Annotated in this window: 25 protein-coding genes; 14 read left to right on the top strand and 11 right to left on the bottom strand. The window is 66.5% G+C overall.

The window, feature by feature from the left end; translation table 11 throughout:
* Positions 1-252 precede the first annotated feature (252 nt).
* On the top strand, positions 253-1,530 hold the full coding sequence (locus PHP91_RS06320; RefSeq protein WP_300138518.1) for a double-cubane-cluster-containing anaerobic reductase: 1,278 nt from the start codon (positions 253-255) through the stop codon (positions 1,528-1,530).
* Positions 1,527-2,288 (top strand): acyl-CoA dehydratase activase, encoded by a 762-nt coding sequence (locus PHP91_RS06315; protein ID WP_300138515.1) that lies wholly within the window; start codon positions 1,527-1,529, stop codon positions 2,286-2,288. Before PHP91_RS06320 ends, PHP91_RS06315 begins: the two co-directional genes overlap by 4 nt.
* Positions 2,289-2,421: 133 nt before the next feature.
* On the opposite strand, the gene leuS is transcribed toward PHP91_RS06315, so the two are convergent.
* The 6 genes from leuS to PHP91_RS06285 all read right to left on the bottom strand — a co-directional run bounded on the left by leuS (position 2,422) and on the right by PHP91_RS06285 (position 9,640).
* A complete protein-coding gene (gene leuS, locus PHP91_RS06310; RefSeq protein ID WP_300138513.1) occupies positions 2,422-4,920 on the bottom strand; it encodes a leucine--tRNA ligase in 2,499 nt (832 codons plus the stop codon).
* A gap of 29 nt (positions 4,921-4,949) precedes the next feature.
* Entirely contained in the window at positions 4,950-5,396 is a 447-nt protein-coding gene (nusB, locus tag PHP91_RS06305) for a transcription antitermination factor NusB (protein ID WP_300138510.1), read from the bottom strand.
* Entirely contained in the window at positions 5,397-5,864 is a 468-nt protein-coding gene (gene ribE, locus PHP91_RS06300) for a 6,7-dimethyl-8-ribityllumazine synthase (RefSeq protein WP_300138507.1), read from the bottom strand.
* A 73-nt stretch (positions 5,865-5,937) separates the two neighbouring features.
* A complete protein-coding gene (locus PHP91_RS06295; RefSeq protein WP_300138504.1) occupies positions 5,938-7,164 on the bottom strand; it encodes a bifunctional 3,4-dihydroxy-2-butanone-4-phosphate synthase/GTP cyclohydrolase II in 1,227 nt (408 codons plus the stop codon).
* A gap of 271 nt (positions 7,165-7,435) precedes the next feature.
* Complete coding sequence (locus tag PHP91_RS06290; protein WP_300138501.1) at positions 7,436-8,737, bottom strand: diguanylate cyclase; 1,302 nt, start codon at positions 8,735-8,737, stop codon at positions 7,436-7,438.
* Positions 8,738-8,902: 165 nt separating this feature from the next.
* Complete coding sequence (locus tag PHP91_RS06285) at positions 8,903-9,640, bottom strand: glycosyltransferase family 2 protein (RefSeq protein ID WP_300138498.1); 738 nt, start codon at positions 9,638-9,640, stop codon at positions 8,903-8,905.
* A gap of 173 nt (positions 9,641-9,813) precedes the next feature.
* Between PHP91_RS06285 and lptE the strand changes: the two genes are divergently transcribed.
* The 6 genes from lptE to PHP91_RS06255 all read left to right on the top strand — a co-directional run bounded on the left by lptE (position 9,814) and on the right by PHP91_RS06255 (position 16,298).
* Positions 9,814-10,344 (top strand): LPS assembly lipoprotein LptE, encoded by a 531-nt coding sequence (gene lptE, locus PHP91_RS06280; RefSeq protein WP_300138495.1) that lies wholly within the window; start codon positions 9,814-9,816, stop codon positions 10,342-10,344.
* A gap of 11 nt (positions 10,345-10,355) precedes the next feature.
* Complete coding sequence (locus PHP91_RS06275) at positions 10,356-11,342, top strand: DNA polymerase III subunit delta (RefSeq protein ID WP_300138492.1); 987 nt, start codon at positions 10,356-10,358, stop codon at positions 11,340-11,342.
* A gap of 14 nt (positions 11,343-11,356) precedes the next feature.
* Positions 11,357-12,046 (top strand): DNA repair protein RadC, encoded by a 690-nt coding sequence (gene radC, locus PHP91_RS06270; protein ID WP_300138489.1) that lies wholly within the window; start codon positions 11,357-11,359, stop codon positions 12,044-12,046.
* A complete protein-coding gene (locus PHP91_RS06265; protein WP_300138486.1) occupies positions 12,046-12,324 on the top strand; it encodes an acylphosphatase in 279 nt (92 codons plus the stop codon). Before radC ends, PHP91_RS06265 begins: the two co-directional genes overlap by 1 nt.
* Positions 12,325-12,537: 213 nt before the next feature.
* Positions 12,538-15,072 (top strand): endopeptidase La, encoded by a 2,535-nt coding sequence (gene lon / locus PHP91_RS06260; protein ID WP_300138483.1) that lies wholly within the window; start codon positions 12,538-12,540, stop codon positions 15,070-15,072.
* Positions 15,073-15,320: 248 nt separating this feature from the next.
* Complete coding sequence (locus tag PHP91_RS06255; RefSeq protein WP_300138480.1) at positions 15,321-16,298, top strand: DUF1796 family putative cysteine peptidase; 978 nt, start codon at positions 15,321-15,323, stop codon at positions 16,296-16,298.
* Positions 16,299-16,407: 109 nt separating this feature from the next.
* Here the strand turns inward: PHP91_RS06255 and PHP91_RS06250 are convergent, their stop codons facing one another.
* Both PHP91_RS06250 and PHP91_RS06245 read right to left on the bottom strand, forming a co-directional pair.
* The gene (locus PHP91_RS06250; RefSeq protein WP_300138477.1) at positions 16,408-17,007 is read right to left on the bottom strand and encodes a hypothetical protein; all 600 of its coding nucleotides are present in this window, start codon (positions 17,005-17,007) and stop codon (positions 16,408-16,410) included.
* Between the two features lie 10 nt (positions 17,008-17,017).
* Positions 17,018-17,974: a tetratricopeptide repeat protein gene (locus PHP91_RS06245; RefSeq protein WP_300138474.1), complete on the bottom strand. Its 957-nt coding sequence runs from the start codon at positions 17,972-17,974 to the stop codon at positions 17,018-17,020.
* 260 nt (positions 17,975-18,234) lie between these two features.
* Between PHP91_RS06245 and PHP91_RS06240 the strand changes: the two genes are divergently transcribed.
* The 4 genes from PHP91_RS06240 (at position 18,235) to PHP91_RS06225 (ending at position 20,028) form a co-directional block, all read left to right on the top strand.
* Complete coding sequence (locus PHP91_RS06240; protein WP_300138471.1) at positions 18,235-18,498, top strand: zinc ribbon domain-containing protein; 264 nt, start codon at positions 18,235-18,237, stop codon at positions 18,496-18,498.
* Positions 18,499-18,515: 17 nt separating this feature from the next.
* Entirely contained in the window at positions 18,516-19,448 is a 933-nt protein-coding gene (hemC, locus tag PHP91_RS06235; RefSeq protein WP_300138468.1) for a hydroxymethylbilane synthase, read from the top strand.
* Complete coding sequence (locus tag PHP91_RS06230) at positions 19,448-19,708, top strand: helix-hairpin-helix domain-containing protein (RefSeq protein WP_300138466.1); 261 nt, start codon at positions 19,448-19,450, stop codon at positions 19,706-19,708. The genes hemC and PHP91_RS06230 overlap by 1 nt, the downstream gene beginning before the upstream one ends.
* A gap of 125 nt (positions 19,709-19,833) precedes the next feature.
* The gene (locus PHP91_RS06225; RefSeq protein ID WP_300138463.1) at positions 19,834-20,028 is read left to right on the top strand and encodes a hypothetical protein; all 195 of its coding nucleotides are present in this window, start codon (positions 19,834-19,836) and stop codon (positions 20,026-20,028) included.
* A gap of 102 nt (positions 20,029-20,130) precedes the next feature.
* Here the strand turns inward: PHP91_RS06225 and cobT are convergent, their stop codons facing one another.
* Positions 20,131-21,192 (bottom strand): nicotinate-nucleotide--dimethylbenzimidazole phosphoribosyltransferase, encoded by a 1,062-nt coding sequence (gene cobT, locus PHP91_RS06220; RefSeq protein WP_300138460.1) that lies wholly within the window; start codon positions 21,190-21,192, stop codon positions 20,131-20,133.
* A gap of 144 nt (positions 21,193-21,336) precedes the next feature.
* On the opposite strand from cobT, the gene PHP91_RS06215 reads away from it, so the two are divergent.
* On the top strand, positions 21,337-22,170 hold the full coding sequence (locus PHP91_RS06215; protein WP_300138457.1) for a WcbI family polysaccharide biosynthesis putative acetyltransferase: 834 nt from the start codon (positions 21,337-21,339) through the stop codon (positions 22,168-22,170).
* A 69-nt stretch (positions 22,171-22,239) separates the two neighbouring features.
* Positions 22,240-22,659 (top strand): hypothetical protein, encoded by a 420-nt coding sequence (locus PHP91_RS06210; protein ID WP_300138454.1) that lies wholly within the window; start codon positions 22,240-22,242, stop codon positions 22,657-22,659.
* On the opposite strand, the gene PHP91_RS06205 is transcribed toward PHP91_RS06210, so the two are convergent.
* Together PHP91_RS06205 and PHP91_RS06200 are read right to left on the bottom strand one after the other, a co-directional pair.
* Positions 22,656-22,943, bottom strand: a complete 288-nt coding sequence (locus PHP91_RS06205; protein ID WP_300138451.1) for a hypothetical protein — start codon at positions 22,941-22,943, stop codon at positions 22,656-22,658. The genes PHP91_RS06210 and PHP91_RS06205 overlap by 4 nt on opposite strands.
* A gap of 370 nt (positions 22,944-23,313) precedes the next feature.
* On the bottom strand, positions 23,314-23,761 hold a 448-nt coding region (locus PHP91_RS06200; RefSeq protein WP_300138448.1), incomplete at its 5' end, for a hypothetical protein.

Raw genomic sequence — 23,761 nt, 5'->3', positions numbered from 1 at the left:
CGCGCACGGAAAGGCGGGCGTTTATTCCAACCCCCGAAAAAAGTCAAATAGCCACTCGAGCCCCGCTTGTCCAGCACCGGCGCGCCGGTTTGCCCCGAAAACCGCCGCCAGGTGCGAAAGCCTGCGGCAGTATGGGGCGGTTGCGCCCGCGCGCCGTTTCGCATAGAAAATAGCCTCGTCTTTCCATAGGCAATCTCAATAAATCCCGGCCGGGGCGCCCCGGCGCAACGCATCAACACGAGGGAAGCAAGCATGACCGACTCGGCCCATAAAGCGATGTGGGAGAAACTGGACCTTGACCTGAACGCGCACGATGCACTGCTCTCGGTCCTGGGCAAATTCTACGGCGACATCTTCCTGGCACAGGAAGGCCGCCTCAAGGGCGCGGAATACCTTGACTTCGTCCTGTCCGAGGTGCACGGGCTGCGCATCAGGGAATTGCAGGAGGCCAAGGCCCTGGGCCGCAAGGTCATCGGCTCGTTCTGCGTGTTCGTGCCCGAGGAGATCACGCTGGCGGCCGAGGCCGTCCACGTCGGCCTGTGCGCCGGAGCCGACGCCGGGACCGAGCTGGCCGAACAGCTTGTGCCGCGCAACACCTGCGCCCTCATCAAGTCCTTCATCGGCTTCAAGATGGCCCGGCTCTGCCCCTACATCGAATCCTGCGACATGATCGTGGGCGAGACCACCTGCGACGGCAAGAAGAAGGCCTACGAGGCGTTCAACGAGATCGCGCCAACCTACGTCATGGAGGTGCCCCAGACCAAGAGCGCCCCGGCCCGCGAGCTGTGGAAGGCCGAAATTCTCCGCTGCCTGCGCGCCGTGGAGGAGCTGACCGGCCGGACCATCACCCCGGAGCGGCTCAAGGAGGGCATCCGCCTCGTCAACGAAAAGCGCCGGGCCCTGCAACGCCTGACCGCCCTGCGCGCGGCCAGTCCGGCTCCCATCTCCGGCCGCGACGCCCTGCTGGTCAACCAGATCAGCTTCTACGACGACCCGGTCCGGTTCACGGCCAAGATCAACGAGCTCTGCGACGAACTGGAGGCGCGCATCGCCAGGGGCGAGGGCGTGGCTCCCAAGAACGCGCCCCGGCTGCTTCTTTCCGGCTGTCCCATGGCCGTGCCCAACTGGAAGCTCCCCTTCGTGGTCGAGAGCACCGGCGCGGTCATCGTGGGCGAGGAGTCGTGCATCGGCACCCGCAACACCCGCGACCTGGTGGACGAGTCCGCCGACACCCTGGAGGGAATGATCGACGCCCTGGCCGACCGCTACATGAAGATCGACTGCGCCTGCTTCACCCCCAACACGGAGCGGCTGGACAACGTCTCCAACCTGGCCAGGCAGGTCCACGCGGACGGCGTGATCCACTACAGCCTGCTCTTCTGCCAGCCCTACACCCACGAGGCCCTCAAGGTGGACAAGCGGTTGGCGGCCGACGGCCTGCCCATGCTCTCCATCGAGACGGACTATTCCATGGAGGACGTGGAGCAGCTCAAGACCCGGGTCGAGGCCTTCGTGGAGACCCTCGGTTGATCCTGGGGCTCGACATCGGCTCGCGTTCCATCGAACTGGTCGGCGTGGAGGACGGCGCCGTGACCCTGGTCCGTCGGCTGCCCACCACCTTCGACCCGCTCGCGCAATGTTCCAAGCTGCTGGATGGGGTGCGTCCTTCCTCCTTGGTCGGGACCGGATACGGACGCAACCTCATCCAGCGCCTGGGACTGGACTGCCCGCTGTCGGCCATCACCGAGATCAAGGCCCACGCCCTGGGCGCGGCGAGCCACTTTCCCGAGGCCCGCACCGTGCTCGACATCGGCGGCCAGGATACCAAGGCCATGTCGGTCCGGGACGGCCGGGTGGTCAAGTTCGAGATGAACGACCGCTGCGCCGCCGGGACCGGCAAGTTCCTGGAGTACACCGCCGGGGTCTTCCAGATCGCGGTGGAGGAGTTCGGCCAATACGCCCTGCAGGGCGACAATCCGCCGGAGATCAGCTCCATCTGCACGGTCTTCGCCGAGACCGAGGCGACCTCGCTCATGGCGCGCGGCGAGCGGCCGGAGGCCATCGCGCTGGGGTTGCACAAGGCCATCGTCAAGCGGACGCTGAACATGCTGAACCGGGTGAACCTGGCGTTTCCGCTGGTGTTCAGCGGAGGGGTGGCCAACAACCCGTGCGTGCGGGCGCTGCTGGCCGGGTCCACCGGCGGCGAGATCGGCAGGGACATCCTGATTCCGGACATGCCCGACATGGTCGGGGCGCTGGGCGCGGCCCTGCACGGCTCCTCGGCCTGAGCACATTTTCCGCCATCCCCTTTGGGGCGGCGGCCTTTCCTTCCCTCACTCCCGCCAGCATCAAATCAAAAAAAGAGGGCCGCCCACCCGGCGGCCCTCTTCATTATCAACATCAATAACAACGGGAGTTACACTACCCGACGACGATATTCACCAGCTTGTTCGGAATGACGATGACCTTCCGCACCGTCTTCCCTTCCAGGAAACGGACCACATTCTCCTGCTCCATGGCCATGGCCTTGACCACATCCTGCGGAGCATCGTTGGGCGCGTCGAACTTGCCGCGCACCTTGCCGTTCACCTGCACGACCAGGGTGACCTGGTCCTTGACCAGCGCGCCCTCGTCGTGGGTGGGCCAGGCCTGGACGGCCAGGGGCTCGGCATGACCCATGGCCCGCCAGAGCTCCTCGCAGATGTGCGGGGTGACGGGCGAAAGCAGGGTCACCGCCGTGGCTACCGCCGAGGACAGCGCGCCGGGCTCGCCGGAAAGGTCGTCCTTGAGCCCGTAGATCTCGTTGACCAGCTCCATGACGGCAGCGATGGCCGTGTTGAACTGGAACTCGTTTTCGATGTCGCGGGTGACGCGGCGGATGGTGTCGTGCTCCTTGAACCGGAGCTGTTTGGCCGCGTCGGACCCGGGCTCGGCGTAGGAGCCGGGCATGACCGGGGCCAGCGCCCCCTCCAGCTCCTCCACCAGCCGCCAGAGGCGGGCCAGGAAGCGGAACGCGCCCTCGATGCCCTGGTCCGACCACTCCAGCTCCTTGACCGGCGGGGAGGCGAAGAGGATGAACAGCCGGGTGGCGTCCGCGCCGTACTGGGCGATCATCGCGCCCGGGTCGACCACGTTGCCCTTGGACTTGGACATCTTGCCGCCGTCCTTGAGGACCATGCCCTGGGTGAGCAGGTTGGCGAAGGGCTCGGTGGTGGAGACGAAGCCGGTGTCGCGCAGGGCCTTGGTGAAGAAGCGGGAATAGAGCAGGTGCAGGATGGCGTGCTCGATGCCGCCGATGTACTGGTCCACGTTCATCCAGTAGTCGACCTTGGCCGGGTCGAACGGGGCGTCCTCGTTGCGCGGGTCGCAGTAGCGCAGGTAGTACCAGGAGGACTCGAAGAAAGTGTCGAAGGTGTCGGTCTCGCGCCGGGCGGGCTTGCCGCACTTGGGGCAGGCGCAGTTGACGAACTCCGCCATCTCCGGCAGGGGCGAGCGGCCGTCGGCGCGGACCTGGGCGTTCTCGGGCAGGAGGATGGGCAGGTCCTTCTCGGGCACGGGCACCACGCCGCAGTCGTCGCAGTAGATGACCGGGATGGGCGCGCCCCAGAAGCGCTGGCGGGAGACGTTCCAGTCGCGCAGCCGGTAGTTGACGGTCATCTTGCCGAGGCCGGACTTGTCCAGGTGCTCGACGACGGCCTTCTTGGCAGGCTCGTTCTCCATGCCGTCGAATTGGCCGGAGTTGACCAGGATGCCGGGGTCGCTGTAGGCGGCCTGCATGTCGGCCGGGTCCAGAACCTCGCCCTTGTCGCTCAGCTCGCGGGGGTTGATGACCACCTTGAGGGGCAAGTTGTATTTGGCGGCGAACTCGAAGTCGCGCTGGTCGTGGGCGGGCACGGCCATGACCGCGCCGGTGCCGTAGCCCATCAGGACGAAGTTGGCCACGTAGATGGGCATCTCGACGCCGGTGACCGGGTTGACGCAGTACCGGCCGGTGAAGACGCCCTCCTTCTCCAGGTCGTCGGCGCCGCGCTTGATGCGGTCCATGTTGCGGATGCGGGTGACGAAGGCGTCGATCTCGTCCTTGTTGGCCGCGTCCCCGGTCAGCTTCTCGACCATGGGGTGCTCGGCCGCGATGGACATGAAGGTCGCGCCGAACAGGGTGTCGGGCCGGGTGGTGAAGACCGTTATGGTCTCGTCCATATCCTTGACCTGGAAGGTCAGCTCCGCGCCGTAGGACTTGCCGATCCAGTTGCGCTGCATGGTCAGGACGCGCTCGGGCCAGCCGCCCTCGAGGCCCTCGAGGTCCTTCAGCAGCTCATCGGCGTAGTCGGTGATGCGCAGGAACCACTGCTCCATGTCCTTCTGCTCGACGGGCGAGTCGCAGCGCCAGCACAGGCCGTCCTCCACCTGCTCGTTGGCGAGCACGGTGTTGCAGCCGGGGCACCAGTTCTGCGGGGAGTTCTTGCGGTAGGCCAACCCCTTTTCCAGGAACTTGAGGAAGAATTTCTGCTCCCACTTGTAATACTCGGGTCGGCAGGTCGCGAGCTCGCGCCGCCAGTCGTAGGAGTAGCCGAGGCGGCTGAGCTGGGCGCGCATGTCGGCGATGTTCTGGTAGGTCCACTTGGCGGGGTGGGTGTTGTGCTTGATGGCCGCGTTTTCGGCGGGCAGGCCGAAGGCGTCCCAGCCCATGGGGTGCAGGACGTTGAAGCCCTGCATGGACTTGAAGCGGGCCACCACGTCGCCGATGGAGTAGTTGCGGACGTGGCCCATGTGGATCTTGCCCGAGGGATAGGGGAACATCTCGAGCACGTAGTACTTGGGCTTGGCCGGGTCGGCCTCCACCTCGAAACAGCGGGACTCGGTCCAGGCCCGCTGCCATTTCCCCTCAACGCTTTCCGGATCGTACTTGCCTAAGGCCATGGCTATATCCTTATGAAATTCTGTAGGTTCTACTTGTCCATCCGCTTGGCCGCGCCATCGAGGATGCCGTTGACGAACGAGCGCGACTTGTTGTCGCCGAACGTCTTGGAGAGCTCGATGGCCTCGTTGATGGCGGCCTTGACCGGGATGTCGGTGTGCTGCATCTCGTAGAGGGAGAGGCGGAGGATGGTCCGCTCGACCACGGCGATGCGCTCGATCTTCCAGTGCTGGGAATGGGCCTCGATGGTCTTGTCCAGTTCCGCGAGGTGCGCGGTGACGCCGAGGACGAGCTCGCGGGCGAAGTCGAGGGCGGCCTCGGACTCCTGCTCGATGACGAGCGGGTTGACGTCGAACTGGGTCTCGATGCTTACGGGGCGCTTCGGATCGTCGAAGCACGCGCCGAAGAGCACCTGGAAGGCCAGCGTGCGGCCCACCCTGCGGATACCGGGCTTGTTGCCCTTCTTGGTGGCGGTCATCTAGAGCTGTTCCAGCACGCGGACGGTCTCGAGCATGGCGGAGGCGGCTTCAACGCCCTTGTTTCCGCCCTTGCTCCCGGCCCGCTCGATGGCCTGGTCCAGGGTGTCGCAGGTCAGCAGGCCGAAGCCCATGGGCACGCCGGTCTCCATGGTGGCGTGGGCCACGCCCTTGGCGCACTCGCTGCACACGTAGTCGAAATGCGGCGTGGCGCCGCGGATGACCGCGCCGAGCACGACCACGCCGTCATAATTGCCGGACCGGGCCAGCTTCTGGGCCGCGATGGGCAGTTCGAAGGCGCCGGGTAGTCGGACCAGGGTCAGGTCCTCCTCGCTCGCGCCGTGGCGCACGAGGTAGTCGATGGCCCCGGAGATGAGGCGGTCGACGATGAAATCGTTGAAACGGGCGGCGACCAGGGCCACCTTGATCCCTTTGGCGTTAAGCTGTCCTTCGATGGTCTTCACGGGCATGGTCATATCTCCAAAATGTAATGAACTATAGTGCGCTCATACGGCAAGGGTTCGGCAAAAGTCAACTTGCGGGCTAGTCTTCCACCTGGTCGACGTGGTCCACCTTGAGCAGGTGGTGCATCTTGTCCCGCTTGGTCTTGAGGTACTTCTCGTTGATCTGGCAGGCCCCGACCTCGATGGGCACGCGCTCCACGACCTTGAGGCCGTAGCCTTCCAGGCCGACCATCTTCTTGGGGTTGTTGGTCATGAGCCGCATCTTGGAGACGCCGAGCGCCACCAGGATCTGCGCCCCGGTGCCGTATTCGCGCATGTCGGGCGGAAAGCCGAGCTTGACGTTGGCCTCCACGGTGTCGAAGCCCAGGTCCTGGAGGTGGTAGGCCTTGATCTTGTTGCCCAGGCCGATGCCGCGCCCTTCCTGGCGCATGTAGACCAGCACGCCCTTGCCCTCGTTGTGGATCATGCACATGGCGTCCTGGAGCTGGGGCCCGCAGTCGCAGCGAAGCGAGCCGAAGACGTCGCCGGTCAGGCACTCGGAGTGCACGCGGACCAGGGTGGGCTCGTCGGGGTGGATGTCGCCCATGTAGAGGGCGATGTGGGTCTTGCCGTCGGCCTCGGACTGGAAGGCGGCGGACTTGAAGTGGCCCCAGCGGGTGGGCAGGTCGGCCTCGGCCACCTTTTCCACGGACTTGCCGTCGAACTTCATGCGGTAGGCGATGAGGTCGGCCACGGAGCAGATCTTGAGATTGTGCTTCCCGGCGTAGATTTCCAGGTCGGGCAGGCGGGCCATGGTCCCGTCCTCGTTCATGATCTCGCAGATCACGGCCGCGGGCTTGAACCCGGCCAGGCGGGCGATGTCGCTGCCGCCCTCGGTCTGCCCGGCGCGGACGAGCACGCCGCCGTCCTTGGCGCGCAGGGGAAAGATGTGTCCCGGGGTGACGATGGACTCGGGTCCCGCGTCGTCGGCCACGGCCGCCAGCACGGTGACGGCGCGGTCCTTGGCCGAGATGCCGGTGGTCACGCCGGTGCGCGCCTCGATGGACACGGTGAAGTTGGTGCCGAACCCGGACTCGTTGTGGCGGGTCATGAGCTCCAGGCCGAGCCGGTCGGCCATCTCGTTGCTCATGGGCAGGCAGATCAGGCCCCGTCCGTAGGTGGCCATGAAATTGATGGCCTCGGGCGTGACCTTCTCGGCGGCGCAGACCAGGTCGCCCTCGTTCTCACGGTCCTCGTCGTCCACCATGATGACCATCCGGCCCTGGCGGATCTCCTCAATGGCTTCTTCTATCGTGCACAGTGCCATGATCAGATTCCTTCGTTGTTCGATGATTGAGGCGCGGGCAGGGCCGCGTGGCGGAAATCCGTGCGCAGGCGCGTGATTTTCCGCCGGTCCGGCCGACGCGGACCCAACTAGTATCAGTAATGGGCGGCAGGGGAAAGGAGATTTTTCCCGGCAAAATCCGTTGCAAAGACGGGTGGATATCCGAAACAGGACCGCCGTTCGCCCGTAGCGGGCGGCCATGCGCCGGAATATAAGCACTCCCCGGCCGAAGGCAAGCCGGGCCGGGCCGGAGCTATTCCAGGTCGAGCTGCGCGTCCATCCCCCGGCGGTGCGTCACGACCCGGTTGCGGCCCTCCGCCTTGGCACGGTAGAGGGCGCGGTCCGCGGCCTTGAGCAGGTTGTCCCGGAGCGAGCCCCCCTCGCTGCGGACCGACGCCGCGTCGGCCACCCCGGCGCTGATGGTGACCTTGACGCGCGGGCCCTCCAGCACCGGGTCGTTCACCTCGATCACCGTGCGCAGCTTCTCGGCCGCACGGGCGGCCTCCTCGCAGGACATGGCGGGAATGAGCATGGCGAACTCCTCGCCGCCGTACCTGGCCAGGATGTCCGAGGTGCGGGCGTTGGCGGACAGGAGCCGGGCCACCTCGGTGAGGACCGTGTCGCCCATGGGGTGGCCGAAGGTATCGTTGACGGCCTTGAAGTGGTCGATGTCGAACATGACCAGCGAGAGCGGGGTGCCATACCGCCCGGCGCGGTCCGCCTCCTCCTCGAAGCGCTCGAAAAAGGCCCGGCGGTTGGCCAGCCCGGTCAATTCGTCGGTCACGGCCAGCATGGCGATCTTGGCGTCGGCCGCCGTGAGACGACGCATCAGGCGCAGGACGAACAGCAGGAACACGCCGATGACCCCGGCCGTGGAAAAGGCGACCAGCCCCAGAATGACGGCATGGCTGGTCCCCATCGCCGCCTTGACGTCCGAAATGTCCAGGGTCACGGAGATGCCGCCGCGAATGTCGCCGACCCTGTTCTCACGCTCGGAATGACAATGGAGACAGGCCGGTTCAACGACCAGGGGCGCCATGTACCGGAACAAGGTGGCGTCCCCGCGCGTCTCCTCTCCCCAGGCCTCGGGCGCGCCCAGCTCGAAGGATTTCAGCGCGGCGGTCTCGAATTCGTCCGGCGCGTTGCCGGGGTTGACCGGCCTCAGGCTCGTGATGTGGAAAAGGAAGGCGCCGTCCGCGGCGGCGAGCTCCGACACCTCGCGGGTCATCATGGCCGGATTGCGCAGGGTGAACACGCGCCCGTCCCTGGCGACGACCTCCGGGTCCTTGAGGTAGGGGTTGGACTCGACCCCTTTCTTCTTCTCGACGTACACGCCCCCGTATCCCGCGCTCCACAGCCGGGTGAGGACAATGCTCTGGAAGTGGCTTCTGGCATTGACGAGAATCTGGTCCTTGATGAGATTCCGGTCGCGCATGAAGACGCCGAGATAGAGGCCGGCCACGAAGATGACCACGACCAGACTCACCTGGAGCGTGAAATGCAGCCATATCCTGGGGTGTTCGACAATGCGGGAGGCGGGGCGGCGGCCGACCATGTACTCTACCTCGCAAAAGGGAATTTCGTTGCGGTGGGACAATGAAGGAATAATGATCCTTCCGCAAGCGCGGAATGGCCGAACGCGCCCAAAAAAACGGAGCAGGGACGACAGAAAGGCCCGGCGCCGGAAGCGCCGGGCTTGCGGGCGGGCCGCCCCGCCCGATCAGGCCAGTGTAAGGCTCGCCCCGCCGACCTTGATGGGCGTGCGGGCCGAGAGCCGCGCGCCGCGCTCGGCGGCCAGGCGGTCCAGCAGGGTCTGCTGCCGTCGGGACAGGGCGTTGTTGTCCAGGCTGCGGCCGCTGTCGTAGACGCCCACGACCTCCTCGATGACCGTGACGCTCTGGGCGCGGCGGTACCATTTGAGGATGTTCAGGTAGTCGGCCTCGTACCGCCCCGCGAACCCCCAGCCGCCGCACCGTTCCACCACCAGCCGGCGCGACACGCACAGGCACAGGGGGTCGATGTTCCCCGGCCGGACCAGCGAGCCCGAGTCCTGCACCGGCAGGTAGGGTTTGTCGAAGGCGAGCTGGGTGTCGATCCGCCCCACGATCATCTCCGCGTCGAAGTGGCGGAGGTAGAGATGGAGGGCCACCGGCTTGAGCGTGTTGTCGTCGTCCAGGAACAGGACCTTGTCCCCGGCGGCCACCTTGAGCAGGGTGTTGCGGATGCCGTTGCCCCAGTCGTTGTCCTCGGGCAGGTTGAAGGCGAGCACGGGATGGGCGCAGGCCGGGGCCCGCCCCTTCACCCCGTCGAATCCTATGAGTATTTCCACCTGATCCCTATCCAGCCCGGCGAAATCGGCCGCGCGCTGCACCGACGTGACCGCCTGATTGAGCGCCTTGGGCCGCCGGCCGGCGGAAGGGATGATTACCGAAAAAAGCCTATCGCCGTCCCTGGCCATACACTTTGCTCCCTCCCCGCATCCATGCGGGTCCTGATGGGGTCTCCCAACCCCGAATTTCGTCTCCCGACGCGTCGCGCAGGGCGAGGCGCGTCATGCATCGTATCGGCCGGGCGGCGGCAGGGCTTTACCCCCTGTGGACCTTTTTCCCGATTCCACGTACTATCCGCGCCATGAAGACACCCGCGACCCCGATGTCCCCGGCCCGCGCCGCCGCGCGGGCGATCCTCCCTCTGCTCGTCCTGCTCCTGCTGTGGGGCTGCGGCTATTCCTTCGGCGAGTCCGGCCAGTCCGTGCTCCCGGAGCGCTACCGGACCCTGGCCATCGCCGGGATCGAGAACCCGACCACCATGTCCTGGCTGGAGCCGAGGCTGCGCAAGCTGCTGCGCGACGAACTGACCCGGCGCGGCGTCGTGACCTGGGTGGACGAGCAGAAGGACGCCGACGCCCTGCTCTCCCTGCGGATCATCCGCTACAACCGGCCCACCTCGGTCACCGGCTCCAGCGACGAGACCCTCCAGTCCACGGCCAACTTCGACTTCGAGGCGACCGTCAAGTCCGCCCTGGACGGCTCCGTGGTATGGAGCTCGGGCCGCATCGACCAGAGCTGGCCCTTCTTCTCCGGCCAGGAGAGCGAGGCGGACATGGAGGTCACCATGCTCGGCATCCGCCGCCTGGCCGACCGCATGGCCCAGAACTACTAGCCGCCTCCGCCATGAGCCGACCCAAGTACATTTTCCTGGCCTGCCCGGACCCGCAGCTTCTCAAGGCTCGGATGGGCGAGCTGCTCGACGGCTCGGGCCAGACCGGGTGGGAGACCCGAACCTTTTGGGGCGACGACGAGGAGCCCCTGCCCCCGGCCTTCTGGACCGAGCTGACCATCAAGTCGCTCTTCCCGCAGCCCAAGGCCCTGGTGGTCCGCCGCGCCCACTCCCTCAAGGCCGAGCACTGGGACAAGCTCGACGGCGCGCTCCGGGCCGTGTCCCCGGACGTCTTTCCCATGTTCTGCCTGGAGGGCGAATGGAAGGGCAAGGGCGCGCCCATCCCGGCCCCCCTGGCCCGGCGCGGGGTCTTCAAGACCGCCGGGGACAACGGCTGGGTATGGGAGTCCGCCGGGCTGACCCGGCAGTCGCTCCCGCAGTTCGTGGCCCGGTGGGCGGCCCGCCACAAGCTCACCTTCGAGCCCGGCGCGGACAAGGCCCTGGCCATGGTCCTGCCCACGGACGGCGCGGCCGCCCGGCTGGAGCTGGACAAGATCGAGCTGGCCGCAGGGGACGGGCGCGTGGTCCGGCGCGAGCACGCCTCCCTGGTCCCGGAGTCCGGCGAGCTGGCCTTCTTCGACCTCATGGACGCCCTGGGGCGGCCGGGGGCCGAGGGCGCGGTCTGGCGACGCATCCTGAGCGACCACGCCAAGTCGGCCAAGGACCAGATGCTCTTCAACCTGATCGGATTTCTGGCGGGCCAGGCGCGGATGCTCTGGCAGATCGCCCACAACGAGAAGGCGGGCGGCTCGCCCTTCGCCGTGCGCAAGAACACGCCGCTGGCCCAGCGCCTCGGCCCGCGCGGAGTGGCCCGGCTCATCGACCTGGCCATGGGCGCGGAGCTGGCCATCAAGACCGGCGAGCGCAAGTACGACGAAGTCCTGGACAGCCTGACGGCGGACCTCGTGGAGCTCTTCCGCCCCGCCCGGGCCGGACGCTGACCAAAGAGGCCGCCATGCCCGACGCCAAGCCGGAAAAACCCCACTATCTCGGCCACCGCCAGCGCCTGCGCGAAAAGCTGCTGCGCGACGGCCGCGCCCTGGCCGACTACGAAATCCTGGAGCTGGTCCTGGCCTCGGTCCTGCCTCGCCGGGACACCAAGCCCATGGCCAAAGAGCTCATCGCCCGCTTCGGCTCCCTCAAGGAGGTGGTCATGGCCCGGCCCGACCGGCTGGCCGACGTCAAGGGCGCAGGCGAAGCGGCCAGGGCCCACTGGGCGCTCCTCCAGGAGCTCTTCGCCCGGCTGGGCGAGGACACCGCCCGGCGGGGCGAGCCGCTCTCGGACCCGACCCGGGTAGCCAAGGCGGCCATGGCCCGCCTGGGCGGCAAGGGCACCGAGGAGTTCTGGGCCGCCTTCGTGGACACCAAGAACCGGCTCATCGCCTGGGAGCAGGTCAGCAAGGGCACCGTCAACGCCACTCCGGTCTTCCCGCGCGAGATCGTGGCCACAGCCCTCCGCCTGGAGGCCGCGGGCGTCATCCTGGCCCACAACCACCCCGGCGGCGACCCCACCCCTTCCATGGAGGACGTCCTGCTCACCGAAAAGATCCGCGAGTCGGCCGAGGGGCTGGACATCCGCATCCTGGACCACATCGTGGTCACGGACCGCGACTATTACAGCTTCAACGAAAACGGGAGGCTGTGATGACCGAGCTGCGGGCGGTGGTGCACGGCATGGTCCAGGGCGTCTGGTTCCGGGGCTGGACGTGTGACGCCGCCCGCGAGCTGGGCCTCTCCGGCTGGGTGCGCAACCGGCGCGACGGCGCGGTGGAGCTCGCCGCGCGCGGCGGCCGCGAGGCCCTGGAACGGTTCCTGGCCCGGCTCCACGAAGGCCCGCCCCTGGCCAGGGTCTCCCGCGTGGACGCGCAGTGGGCCGAGGTGGACGAAGCCCCCGGCTCCGGCCGGTTCCTGGTCCGCCACTGAACCCGGCCGGCTTCCCGCGCCGCACGCCCTTCCTTCTCCCCTTTCCGCCGCTCGCCTTCCGGCCGGCCAGGTCTGCGCGCCCGCCTTTTTGCGCCCCGGCGCAGCCCCGCAAAAACGCCCCCCCTTTACATTAATAATACCCTTGCCAAGGCGAATTGACGACATATATGGGGTAAGACACGCGAAATACACCTCAATCAAAGGACGAATCCCTTGAGCAGGAAAAAAAATAAATCCCCCATCCGCCCGATCCGCATCCAGCGCAAGCCGCCGGAGCCGGAACCGAAGAAGCCCGAACCGGCGGAGGAGGCCCCCAAGGCGGGCGAGGACCTGCCCGACATCATCGAGGCCCTGACCGGCACCGCCGGAGCGGCCGGCCTGTTCGGCGACGGCGAGGGCATGTCCGGCCCCGCGCCCTCGGACATCCCCCAGGTGCTGCCCGTCCTCGCCGTGCGCGACATCGTGGTCTTCAACTACATGATCCTGCCGCTCTTCGTCGGGCGCGAGAAATCCGTCCAGGCCGTGGACGCCGCCCTGTCAGGCGACCGCTACATCCTCATCCTGACCCAGAAGGACGAGGCCGTGGAGGACCCGAGCCCGGACGACCTCTACCAGACCGGCACCGTGGGCATGATCATGCGCATGCTCAAGATGCCCGACGGCCGCCTCAAGGTCCTGGTTCAGGGCCTGGCCCGCGCGCGCGTCAAGAAATTCACCTCCAGCGATCCCTACCACATCGCCGAGCTGGAGCCGATCATGGAGCCCGAGGTCGGCCGCCTGACCAACGAGCAGGAGGCCCTCATCCGCTCCTCGCGCGAGCAGTCGGAGCGCATCCTCACCCTGCGCGGCATCTCCAGCCAGGACATCATGAGCGTGCTCAACAACGTGAGCGAGCCCGGCCGCCTGGCCGACCTCATCGCCTCCAACCTGCGCATGAAGGTCGGCGCGGCCCAGAAGATCCTGGAGTGCCACGACCCCATCGAGCGGCTGGAGATGGTCAACAAGCAGTTGCTGCGCGAGGTCGAGGTGGCCTCCATGCAGCACAAGATCCAGACCATGGCCAAAGAGGGCATGGACAAGGCCCAGCGCGACTTCTACCTGCGCGAGCAGCTCAAGGCCATCAAGCGCGAACTGGGCGACGAGGGCGACGAGAGCGAGGAGCTGGAAGAGCTCCGCGCCGGCCTGCTCAAGGCCGGCCTGCCCAAGGACGTGCTCAAGGAAGCCGTCAAGCAGCTCAAGCGGCTGGAGACCATGCACGCCGAATCCAGCGAGGCCACGGTCATCCGCACCTACCTCGACTGGATGATCGAACTGCCGTGGAAGAAGCTCTCCCGCGACCGGCTCGACATCAAAAAGGCCGAGAAAATCCTCAACGACGACCACTACGACCTGGAAAAGGTCAAGGAGCGCATCCTCGAATACTTAAGCGTGCGCAAGCTCAACGCGAAGATGAAGGGCCCCATCCTCTGCTTCGTGGGCCCGCCCGGCGTGGGCAAGACCTCGCTCGGCCGCTCCATAGCCCGCTCCCTGGGCCGCAAGTTCCACCGCATGTCGCTCGGCGGCATGCGCGACGAGGCCGAGATCCGGGGCCACCGCCGCACCTACATCGGGGCCATGCCCGGCCGCATCATCCAGGCCATCAAACAGTGCGGCACGCGCAACCCGGTCATCATGCTCGACGAGATCGACAAGCTCGGCAGCGACTTCCGTGGCGACCCGTCGTCGGCCCTCCTGGAGGTCCTGGACCCGGAGCAGAACTTCTCCTTCACCGACCACTACCTGAACGTGCCCTTCGACCTGTCCAAGGTCATGTTCATCTGCACCTCCAACATGCTCGACTCCATCCCCGGCCCGCTCCTGGACCGCATGGAGGTCATCCGCATCCCCGGCTACACCGAGCAGGAAAAAACCGTCATCACCCGGCGCTACATCATCCCCCGCCAGGTGGAGGAAAACGGCCTGGCCGAGGGCGAGTTCCAGATCACCGACAAGCTGGTCAACAAGGTCGTGCGCGAATACACGCGCGAGGCCGGACTCCGCAACGTGGAGCGCGAGATCGGCACTCTGTGCCGCAAGATGGCGCGCCGCAAGGCCGAAGGCGAAAAGGGCCCGTTCAAGATCACGACCCAGAACCTCTACACCCTCCTCGGCCCGCCCCGGTTCCTGGACGACGAGAAGGAGCCGACCCTGCCGCCCGGCGTGGCGGTGGGCCTGGCCTGGACGCCCGTGGGCGGGGAAATCCTGCACATCGAGGTGACCACCATGCCCGGCAAGGGCAAGCTGATCCTGACCGGCAAGCTCGGCGACGTCATGAAGGAATCGGCCCAGGCCGCCCTGTCCATCGCCCGCGCCAGGGCCGACGCCTACGGCATCGACCCCGACTTCGCCGACAAGATGGACATCCACGTCCACGTCCCGGCCGGGGCCACGCCCAAGGACGGCCCCTCGGCGGGCGTCACCCTGGTCACCGCGCTCATCTCCGCCCTGACCGACACGCCCATCCACCCGGACCTGGCCATGACCGGCGAAATCAGCCTGCGCGGCCGCGTCCTGCCCGTGGGCGGCATCAAGGAAAAAATCCTCGCCGCCGTCTCGCGCGGCATGAAAAAGGTGCTCATCCCGGCCCAGAACAAAAAGGACCTGGCCGAGATTCCCGAGGAGCTGCGCAAGCGCATCACCATCAAGACCATCGAAAAGGTGGACGAGGTCTGGCCCCTGGCCCGACTCAAGCAACCCGCCGCCAAGTAGACCGAAAGGCCCCCGACAAAACGCCGGGGGCCTTTTCTTCGGGCTGGGGCCGAGAGGGATGAAGCAGGGAACGAGCAGGCGCCCTGCCGACGGCTGCGCACCAACGCATCGGAGCGCGTCCTCCCGCAACCTCCGGATAATCACGGACGCGTTGTCCGGGCCACCCTTTTGGGTTTGCCATGACCGACAAGTTGATTTATCAATCGCTTTCCCGATACCCCGTTACTATACACGCTGGCTGGCTTCCTATGAACACGGCTGAACTCAACTTCCTGCAAAGGCTGTCCTCCGCATTCCTGTTTCGCCCCGAGGCGTTGGACGCCTACCTCGACTCCCTCCCGGTGGACAAGGCCTGGCTACCGGTGCTGCGACGCCTGCTGACCCGGAAACATGCGTACTTCCAGCGAGCCCGCGGCATGGACTGCTCCGTCATGAGCCTCGGCATGCACTGTCTTCCGGCCACCGTCGCCACGCGGTGGGGCCTCAAGCCCAACCTGGCCCTGGGGGAAGAACGCATGCCGTTCGATCTTGCGGTGCACCCCCACGAAGCCGTGGCGGACCTGCTGAGAAACGACTTCGCGGGCTACGAGGCCGACGGTTTTCTCCCTCAGTCGAACCGCTGCGTCTTCATCAACAAGCGCCAAGGCATCCAGTTCAACCACGACACCATGAAGGCCGAAGACCTCGCCCTGCCGGAACAGCGGGCGGCGCACCTGGACGCCTTCCGCGAGACCCTGCGGACAAGGGTCGAGACGTTGCGGGCCCGGCTGGCCGGGGGCAACTGCCTTGCCGTGCACTGCATCAGCAACTTCATTCGCAAGCAGTTGGGCCACGACGGCTTCCGGGAGCATATCGCGGGCATCAAGGACTATCTTGAGCGGCATTCCGAAACCAACAGGCTCATGGTCGTCGTCCTGAAGACCCGGCAGGACGCGCTGGCCTGGCCGGAGGAGAAGGTCTCCGTGCTGGACTGCGCCGACCCGTCCCCGGAATACGACTGGAGCGAGCCGCAGGATTACCTGACGGACGCGGGCTTCCTGTTCGAGCACAGGATCGCCTCGGCCATCCTGGAGCGGCTGGAATCCGAGTTTCCCAAGCTCTCCCGGCCCAGATATGACGACTCCATCTACGATCTGCACGCCACTTCAAAATCGCTGCAAGGGGCACTCAAGCTGCTCCAGGCCGCCCGGAACGATTCGCCCGCGCCCGCCGTTCCCAACCCCTGACGCACCTTCGAAGGCCCTCCCGGCCTCGGATGTCACCTGGACGGGTGGCGTAAACTGCGCCTCGCAACGATGCGCCGCCCCGGCGGATGAGGCCCTCCCCGCGGCGGGATCAGTCGAGCATGTGGAAGACGGGCTTGAGGCGTTCGAGTTTTTTGGCGATGCCGGCGTCCTGGCGGCGGCGTCCGCGCTTGCCGCGCCAGGTGACGTCGGCGACCAGGTCGAAGGCGGTCTTGCGGTTGACGAGCCGGTGCGCACGGTCATAGCAGAGGGCGATGTCCTCGCCCCGGACGTCGTCGGCTTCGTCCCAGCGGAAGAAGAGGACGCCGTCGCACCGGCCCTGGAAGACGCCGAGCAGGTCGCCGTGGCCCGCGCCCTCGGCCATGCGCTCGGGGGAGAGGGTGCGGCTTTCGGCCTCGACCACGTCCACGTCCAGGGGCAGGCCGCCGTGAAATATTTCCAGGCCGAAGATGCCGCCCTGCATGAGAATGCCGTCGGCCCGGTAGTCCACGGACAGTTCCTGGCCGAGGGTATGGCTCACCTCGCTCATGAGGTTGGACCGGCCGGCGCCCAGGGCGATGTCGGTGACGATGGCGTTCCAGCCGCGCGTGCCGTAGGTCCGGATGCCGGTCTTGGCCAGGGCGCGGGTGATCCGGATGGCGGCCACCCGGTAGAAGGTGCCGAAAAGCGTTATCTCAAGCCGCTTGCCCACCGCCAACTCCTCACAAGCCCAGGGAAAGGTCGATGTCCCCGCCCGGTGTTTCCGCCGCCTCGGCCAGGCTGCGGCGGTCCTTGTCGTCCGCGCCCAGCAGTTCGGCCGCCCTGGCCGCCGTTTCCGCCGGGACCGAGGGCTTGTCGTACCGGGGCAGCAGGTCCGGCTTTTCGGCCAGGGCCACGGCCAGTTGGCAGAGCACCCGCGCGTGCTCGTGGCCCCGGTCGACGCCCAGGGCGCGCCCGGCGAATTCAACGCACGGTTTCCACTCGCCATTTTCATAATAGGCGCGCGCGAGGTTGTAGTAAAGGTTTTCGTCCTCGCCGTTAAGGTCGCCGTTGATCTCCAGGGCGCGGGAGTAATATTGCACCGCCTCGTCGAAGAGGCGTTTCTTGCGCAGGCTGATGCCGAACTCGTTGAAGAGGTGCTTGTGGCGGTTCTCGAAGGCGGCGTCCATGCCCACCAGTTCATCGAAGATCACGCGGGACTTGCCCACGTCGTCGCGTTCCAGGTAGACCAGGCCGAGGCCGAAGGTGGCGCGCACGTTGCGCTCGTCCACGTCCAGGGCGCGGGTGTACTCCATCTCGGCCGAGAGGGGCTCGTGGCGTTCGCGATGGCCGTCGGCGGTGTCCAGGGTCTTGTCCAGGGCGGCGACGGCCGGCTTGACGCGCGAGTTGTAGATGTCCACCTCGGGGGCGTACTCGGCCAGAAGGGTCTCGCGGTCCACCACGGACTCCTCGCCCACGGGCACGAACTGGGTGTTGAGCTTGCGCACGCCGAAGGTGTCGTCGCCTCGGTGCTCAACCAGCCAGAGATGGCGCGTCTCCTGCTTGCGCGCGGTGGAGCCGCTGCCCACCTTGATGGTCCGGACGGTGGAGAAGGCGCACTTGAGGAAGTCCGGTCCGAACTCCGGAACATCCGCCGCCCTGCGCTTGTCAGCGTTGCCGTGTATCCGTATTTCCGCCATAAGTGATGAAGGTCCCTTTGCCGTGCGGGCGTGGCTCCGTCCCCCTCCCCCGACGGACGCGCCGAACGCTCGCGCTCCGGTCCGGCTACCATAGACGGGCCGCGTCCGGGAGTCTGTTATAATACAAACCCTGGACAATCCGGTGACAGGTCTTACCTTCCCTCCTGTCCGGGACCGGGCGTTGCCAGCCGGTCCCTTTTCCGCTATGCATTCCCTCTGCCCGCGCGGCGGGCGAACGGATCAAGCCATTGGAGCGAATCATGCCCATTTTCGAATACAAATGCGACGACTGCGGCCACGAATTCGAGGAACTCGTCTTTGATCGCGACGCCTGCCCCCCCTGCCCGAAATGCGGGTCCGAAAAGACCGGCAAACTCATCAGCGCCTGCCGCTGCCGCGTGGGGGCCGGGGGGTCCGCGCCCTCGGAGGGCGCTTCGGACAGCGGCGCGTCGTCCTCCTCCTTCTCCGCCTCCAGCCCCTGCTCGGGCTGCTCCGGCGGCAACTGCTCCAGCTGCGGCCACTAGTCCGCCACAGGTTTCCCATGAAAGAACTCGTCATCGCCACCCGGGGCAGCGCCCTGGCACTCTGGCAAGCCAATCACATCAAGGATCTTCTGGAGGCCGAGCATCCCGGCCTGACGGTCGAGCTGCTCAAGATAAAGACCAAGGGCGACAAGATTCTGGACGTCCCTCTCGCAAAAGTCGGCGGCAAAGGGCTTTTTGTCAAGGAAATCGAAGAGGCGCTGCTGGATGGCCGCGCCCATCTGGCCGTCCACTCCATGAAGGACGTGCCCACCGAACTGCCGGAAGGGCTGGAGGTCGGCATCATCCCCGAGCGCGAGGCGGCCACCGACTCCCTGCTCTCCGTCAACTACGACGGCCTGGACGAACTGCCCAAGGGGGCCCTGGTGGGCACCTCCAGCCTGCGCCGCCAGTCCCAGTTGGCCGCCCTGCGGCCGGACCTGGAGATCCGGTCCCTGCGCGGCAACCTGGACACCCGCGTGCGAAAGCTCCTGGACGGCGAATTCGACGCCATCGTCGTGGCCACGGCCGGGCTCAACAGGCTGGGGCTGTCCGCCCCGACGCAGGAGATTCTGGGCCCGCCCGATTTCCTGCCCGCGGTGGCCCAGGGCGCGCTCGGCATCGAGTTCGCCACGCGAGACACCGAGGTCGCGGCCCTGCTCCAATTCCTGGACCACGCGCCCACCAAGATTCAGGTCCTGGCCGAACGCGGCTTCCTGACCGGCCTGGACGGCGGCTGCCAGGTGCCCATCGCGGCATGGTCCCGCCTGGAAGGCGACCGGGTGCGTCTGACCGGCTTCGTGGCCGACGTGGACGGCTCCCGGCCCATCCGCATGGAGGCCGAGGGACCTGCGGACCAAGCCTGGGAAGTGGGAACGGAACTGGCCGGGAAGGTCCTGGCTGCGGGCGGCAAGGCGATCCTGGACGAGGTCTACGCCCGCGAATCCCGCTGATGGACAAGGACGCGACCACGCGGCTCCGGGCCATCCCCGGCGTGGGCCCCAGCCTGGCGGCCGACCTCGTCTCCCTGGGATACGGCTCGGTGGCGGAGCTCCGGGGCGAGGACCCGGAGGCCATGTACGCCCGGCTCATGGAGCAGGTCGGCACCCACGTGGACCGTTGCGTGCTCTATGTCTTCCGCTGCGCCGTCTATTTTGCCGAAACCGACCGGCCCGACCCGGAGAAACTGAAATGGTGGTCCTGGAAAGGATAAGGGAAATCAGGGTAGTGGGGACCTCTCCCCGCTGGCCTCTTCCCCGCTCCATAAAGTTTTCTAAAGAACCTCCGATAAGAGCGACAGGTTACACGGTAAACGCTCCATGGAAGGAGGTACGCATCATGGAAGTCACCAGTTTCGACGTGCACGGCTCTAACGTCGCCGACCAGATGAAGGCCATGCGCAAGGTTCGTTTGCAGAGGCAGGTATTGGAAAACCCGGAGATGGCCCGCGATCTCGTCAAGATCCAGGCCAGCGGCACCTACAACGCCAAGGGCGACATCGTCCAATCCGTGGGGAGTCTGGGTGCGGCATAGCAATACGGCCGGGATAAACGGCACGACAACGCAATAGGCCGGGCGAAACGCATTCGCCCGGCCTATTCATTTTGCCGCGCCAAGCGCGGCCCGAAGTATCCCCTAGCCCTCGGAGACGCCCGCCGAGGCGAAGGTCGCCATCTTGTTGTACATGTCCGCCGCGCTACGCACAAGGTACATGGCGCAGGCCGCGCCCGTGCCTTCGCCCAGGCGGAACCCGAGGTCCAGCAGGGGGGTGAGCCCCAGGGCGGCCACGGCCTTCTTGTGGCCCTGCTCGGCCGAGGCGTGGCTCAGGACGCAGTAGTCCGCCACCGCCGGGCAGATCTTCCAGGCCGCCGTATAGGCCGCCGTGGAGATGAAGCCGTCCACGCTGACCAGTTGGCGGTTCCTGGCCCCGCCCAGGATCAGCCCGGCCAGGGCCGCGATCTCCAGCCCGCCCAGGGCCGCGAGGACCTCCAGCGGGTCGCCGGACTCCACGGCCGCGCGGTTGGCGGCCAGCCCGCGGGCCACGACCTCCGCCTTGGAGGCCACGCCCTTCTTGTCCAGGCCGGTGCCGGGCCCGGTGATCTCTACGGGCTCAAGCCCCAGGTAGGCGCAGTACAGGGCCGTGGAAGGCGTGGTGTTGCCGATGCCCATGTCGCCGGTGCCGAGCACCTTGACCCCGGCCTCGGCCGCGCGGTCGGCCAGGGAGACGCCCAGCAGGAGCGCCTCCAGGCACTGCTCGCGGGTCATGGCCGGACCGACGGCCAGGTTGGCCGTGCCCGGCGCGACCTTGGCCTGGATCAGCAGCGGGTGCTCGTCGAAGGTCCCGCCGCAGGCCCCGGCGTCGACCACGTAGAGCTGGACCCCGGCGGTGCCCGCCAGGACGTTGATGCCCGCGCCGCCGTTCAGAAAATTGAGGATCATCTGTCGGGTGACTTCCTGGGGAAAGAGGCTGACGCCCTCCGCGACCACGCCGTGGTCGCCCGCGATGGTGTAGATGCGCATGGGATCGGCCACGGGCGCGCCCTCCTGGATCAGGTAGAGCTGCAGGGCCAGTTCCTCCAGGCGGCCAAGGCTGCCCCTGGGCTTGGTCAGGTTGTCGATGTGCGCCTGGCCGACCGGGGCCAGGGACCGGTCCACGGGCCGGATGGCGCCGATGGCGGAGCTGAAGCGTTCTTGCATGGTTCCCTCACGTATGGAATGGAAATTGGTTCCGGTGGGATACACCGCCAGGGCCCGGCTGTAAACCGGCGTTGACGGCACTTGAACGCCCGGGCCGTCCATGCTAGTGAAAACGGACGATTTTTCCCATTCCACGAAGGGCGCATGACCAGGGAACGCTGCATTCTCCACGCCAACTGCCAGGGCGAACCGCTCCTTGAGCGCCTGAACCGCTGCCCGGAGTTCGCGGCCCGTTTCGAGACCCGCCTCTACACCAACTACGTGCGCGAGCCCATCCCGGACGGGGAACTGGCGGCCTGCTCCCTGTTTCTCTACCAGCACCTGGAGCCGCGCTGGGGCGACCTTGCCTCGGAGACCCTGCTCGGCAAGCTGCCCAAGTCGGCCGCGTCCCTGTGCATTCCCAACATGTTCTTCAAGGGCTACTGGCCCCTCTGGGACGGCCGCAAGGGGTTCGACTACCGCTGCCTCCTGCTGGACGAGATCGTGGACCTGGGGCTGCCGCCCGAGGAGACCGTGCTCCTCTTCCTGCGCCAGGACGTGGCCGCGAAGTTCGACCTGCTCGGCCTGGCGGCGCGGTCCATCGAGACCGAACGGCAGCGCGAGGCGCGCACCCCGGTCAAGTACGTGGACCTCCTGCTCTCCCGCTATCGCGAGGAGCGGCTGTTCAACACGGTCAACCATCCCGGCCGACTGCTCATGGACCACGCGGCCGCCGGTGTCCTGCGCGAGCTCGGTTTTGAACCGCCGGACCCGGCCGCGCCCGACGCGCCTGGCGACCCCTTCCCGGAGTTCGAGCAGCCCCTCGACCCCCGCGTCGCCGCCTTCTTCGGCTGGGACTTCGCCGGGCCGGACGCGCAATACAACGTCTACGGCCGCAAGATGAGCTTCGCCCGCTACGCGGCCAACTACGTCGTGGCGCGCAAGGCCGGCATCACCGACTTCATCGGGTTCCTCCAGGGGGACTACGTCTCCATCTGACCCCCCGCCCTTCAGGTTTTCCGCGCTCCCGCCGATAGGACGGACGGAAACCACCATGGAGGGTCGGTCATGTACACGGAACTGTACGACATGCCGCTCGGCCTGCCGGATTGCGAATGGCCCGGCGCGGCGGCGTATGCGCCCCCGGACGGGCAGGCGGCGTCGGCCTTCGGCCCGGACGGACGCGAGACGTCGGCCCGGGGGACGGGCTGCGGGATGCGCCTCTTCGGCGACCGGACGGAATTCTCCGAGGCGGCCGTGGCCGCGTTCAAGGAAGCGGCCATCGAGCCCATCAAGAACGGCACCTTCTCCCTGGACGGGCTGGAGCGGCGCATCAACGTGGTGCGAACCGAAATCTGCCAGGTCTGGAACTCGGCCCTGCCCGACGAGGAGAAATACCGCCAGGTCTCGGCCAAAGAGAATGAGATCGCCCTGCTCCAGGCGGGCCAGTTCGCCTTCGCCAAGGCGGGCTTTCCGCTGTCGGTCTAGGCTTCGGCCTCCAGCACGGCCACGATCCCGTCGATGAGCGCCTCTCGCCCGGTCTCGTCCGAGGCCTGGACCTCGAATTCGACATCCGCGATCCTGGCGTCCGTGGCCTTCCACTTCATCCGGCGCAGGACGGCGGCGACGATCTCCAGGACCTCGTACCCCTCGGTCCGGTTGACCCGCGCCGCATCCAGCGCCTTTTTCTTGGGATCATCCCCTCCCACCGCCCGCCAGGCATAGGAGTACAAACTTTTCCGACGCAGAAACGTCTCAATGGCTTTTCTCATCCCGCCCTCCGCTTTCTGCACCATATGCTATATATATTTGCATATCAACAATCGAACATTCCATGTGTCCGCCTCCATGCGGGCCGCTCCGGCGCATTCCGGATTCAGGGCCTGCGCACCATGCAGGGGCGGAACCCGGGAAGCGGGGCCACCTTCCCGGAGGCGAAGACCGCCACGCAATTGCGGCAATCGAAGTTGCGGCAGCCCGGCCGGTGGAAGACGCGGGATTGCCGGCTGCCGCGACAGACCGGGGTTGCCGCCCCCGCCGGACGCGAGGCGTAAAGGCGAGGCAACGCCACCGAGGCAAGGTTCCCAGGTCCGGGGAAAAAGATGCGGCATGAACGCCGAAACGCCATCGCCTCCGACGGATTCAAGACTCTTGTCCCAACGCCTCCACCAATTCATCAATAAGCTCTTGGCGGTTCCTGGTTTCTGACGCGTGAATATGAAATTCAACATCAAAAATGTTCGCAATCGTAGCGTCCAGGCCAAGCGCCTCCAAGACAGCCACGATAACACCCACGACTTCATAGCCTTCGCCTCTGTTGATCTCTTTTGCATCGCGTTTACGCTTGGAAGGGTCATCCCCGCCTGCGGCTTTCCATGAATACTCATGAAAACTAATTTCCTGCAGATACTCTTTGACTTCCTTTTTCATTGCGCCCTCGTTTCGGCTCAGCAGGTGAATTGCACAGGACAGCATATTTAATAATACATAAATATGCAATGCATGATTCACCGCCCCCGCGCGAGGGCCTCGGCTCCGGGAAGTGGTCGAGCGCAAGGCGCAAGCGAAGAGCGGGACCGAAGCGTATCCC

It is taken from the genome of Pseudodesulfovibrio sp., assembly GCF_028692895.1.
Lineage (GTDB): Bacteria > Desulfobacterota > Desulfovibrionia > Desulfovibrionales > Desulfovibrionaceae > Pseudodesulfovibrio.
Note: the sequence above shows the minus strand (reverse complement) of the source record. Positions and strands in the feature narration are given on the sequence as shown.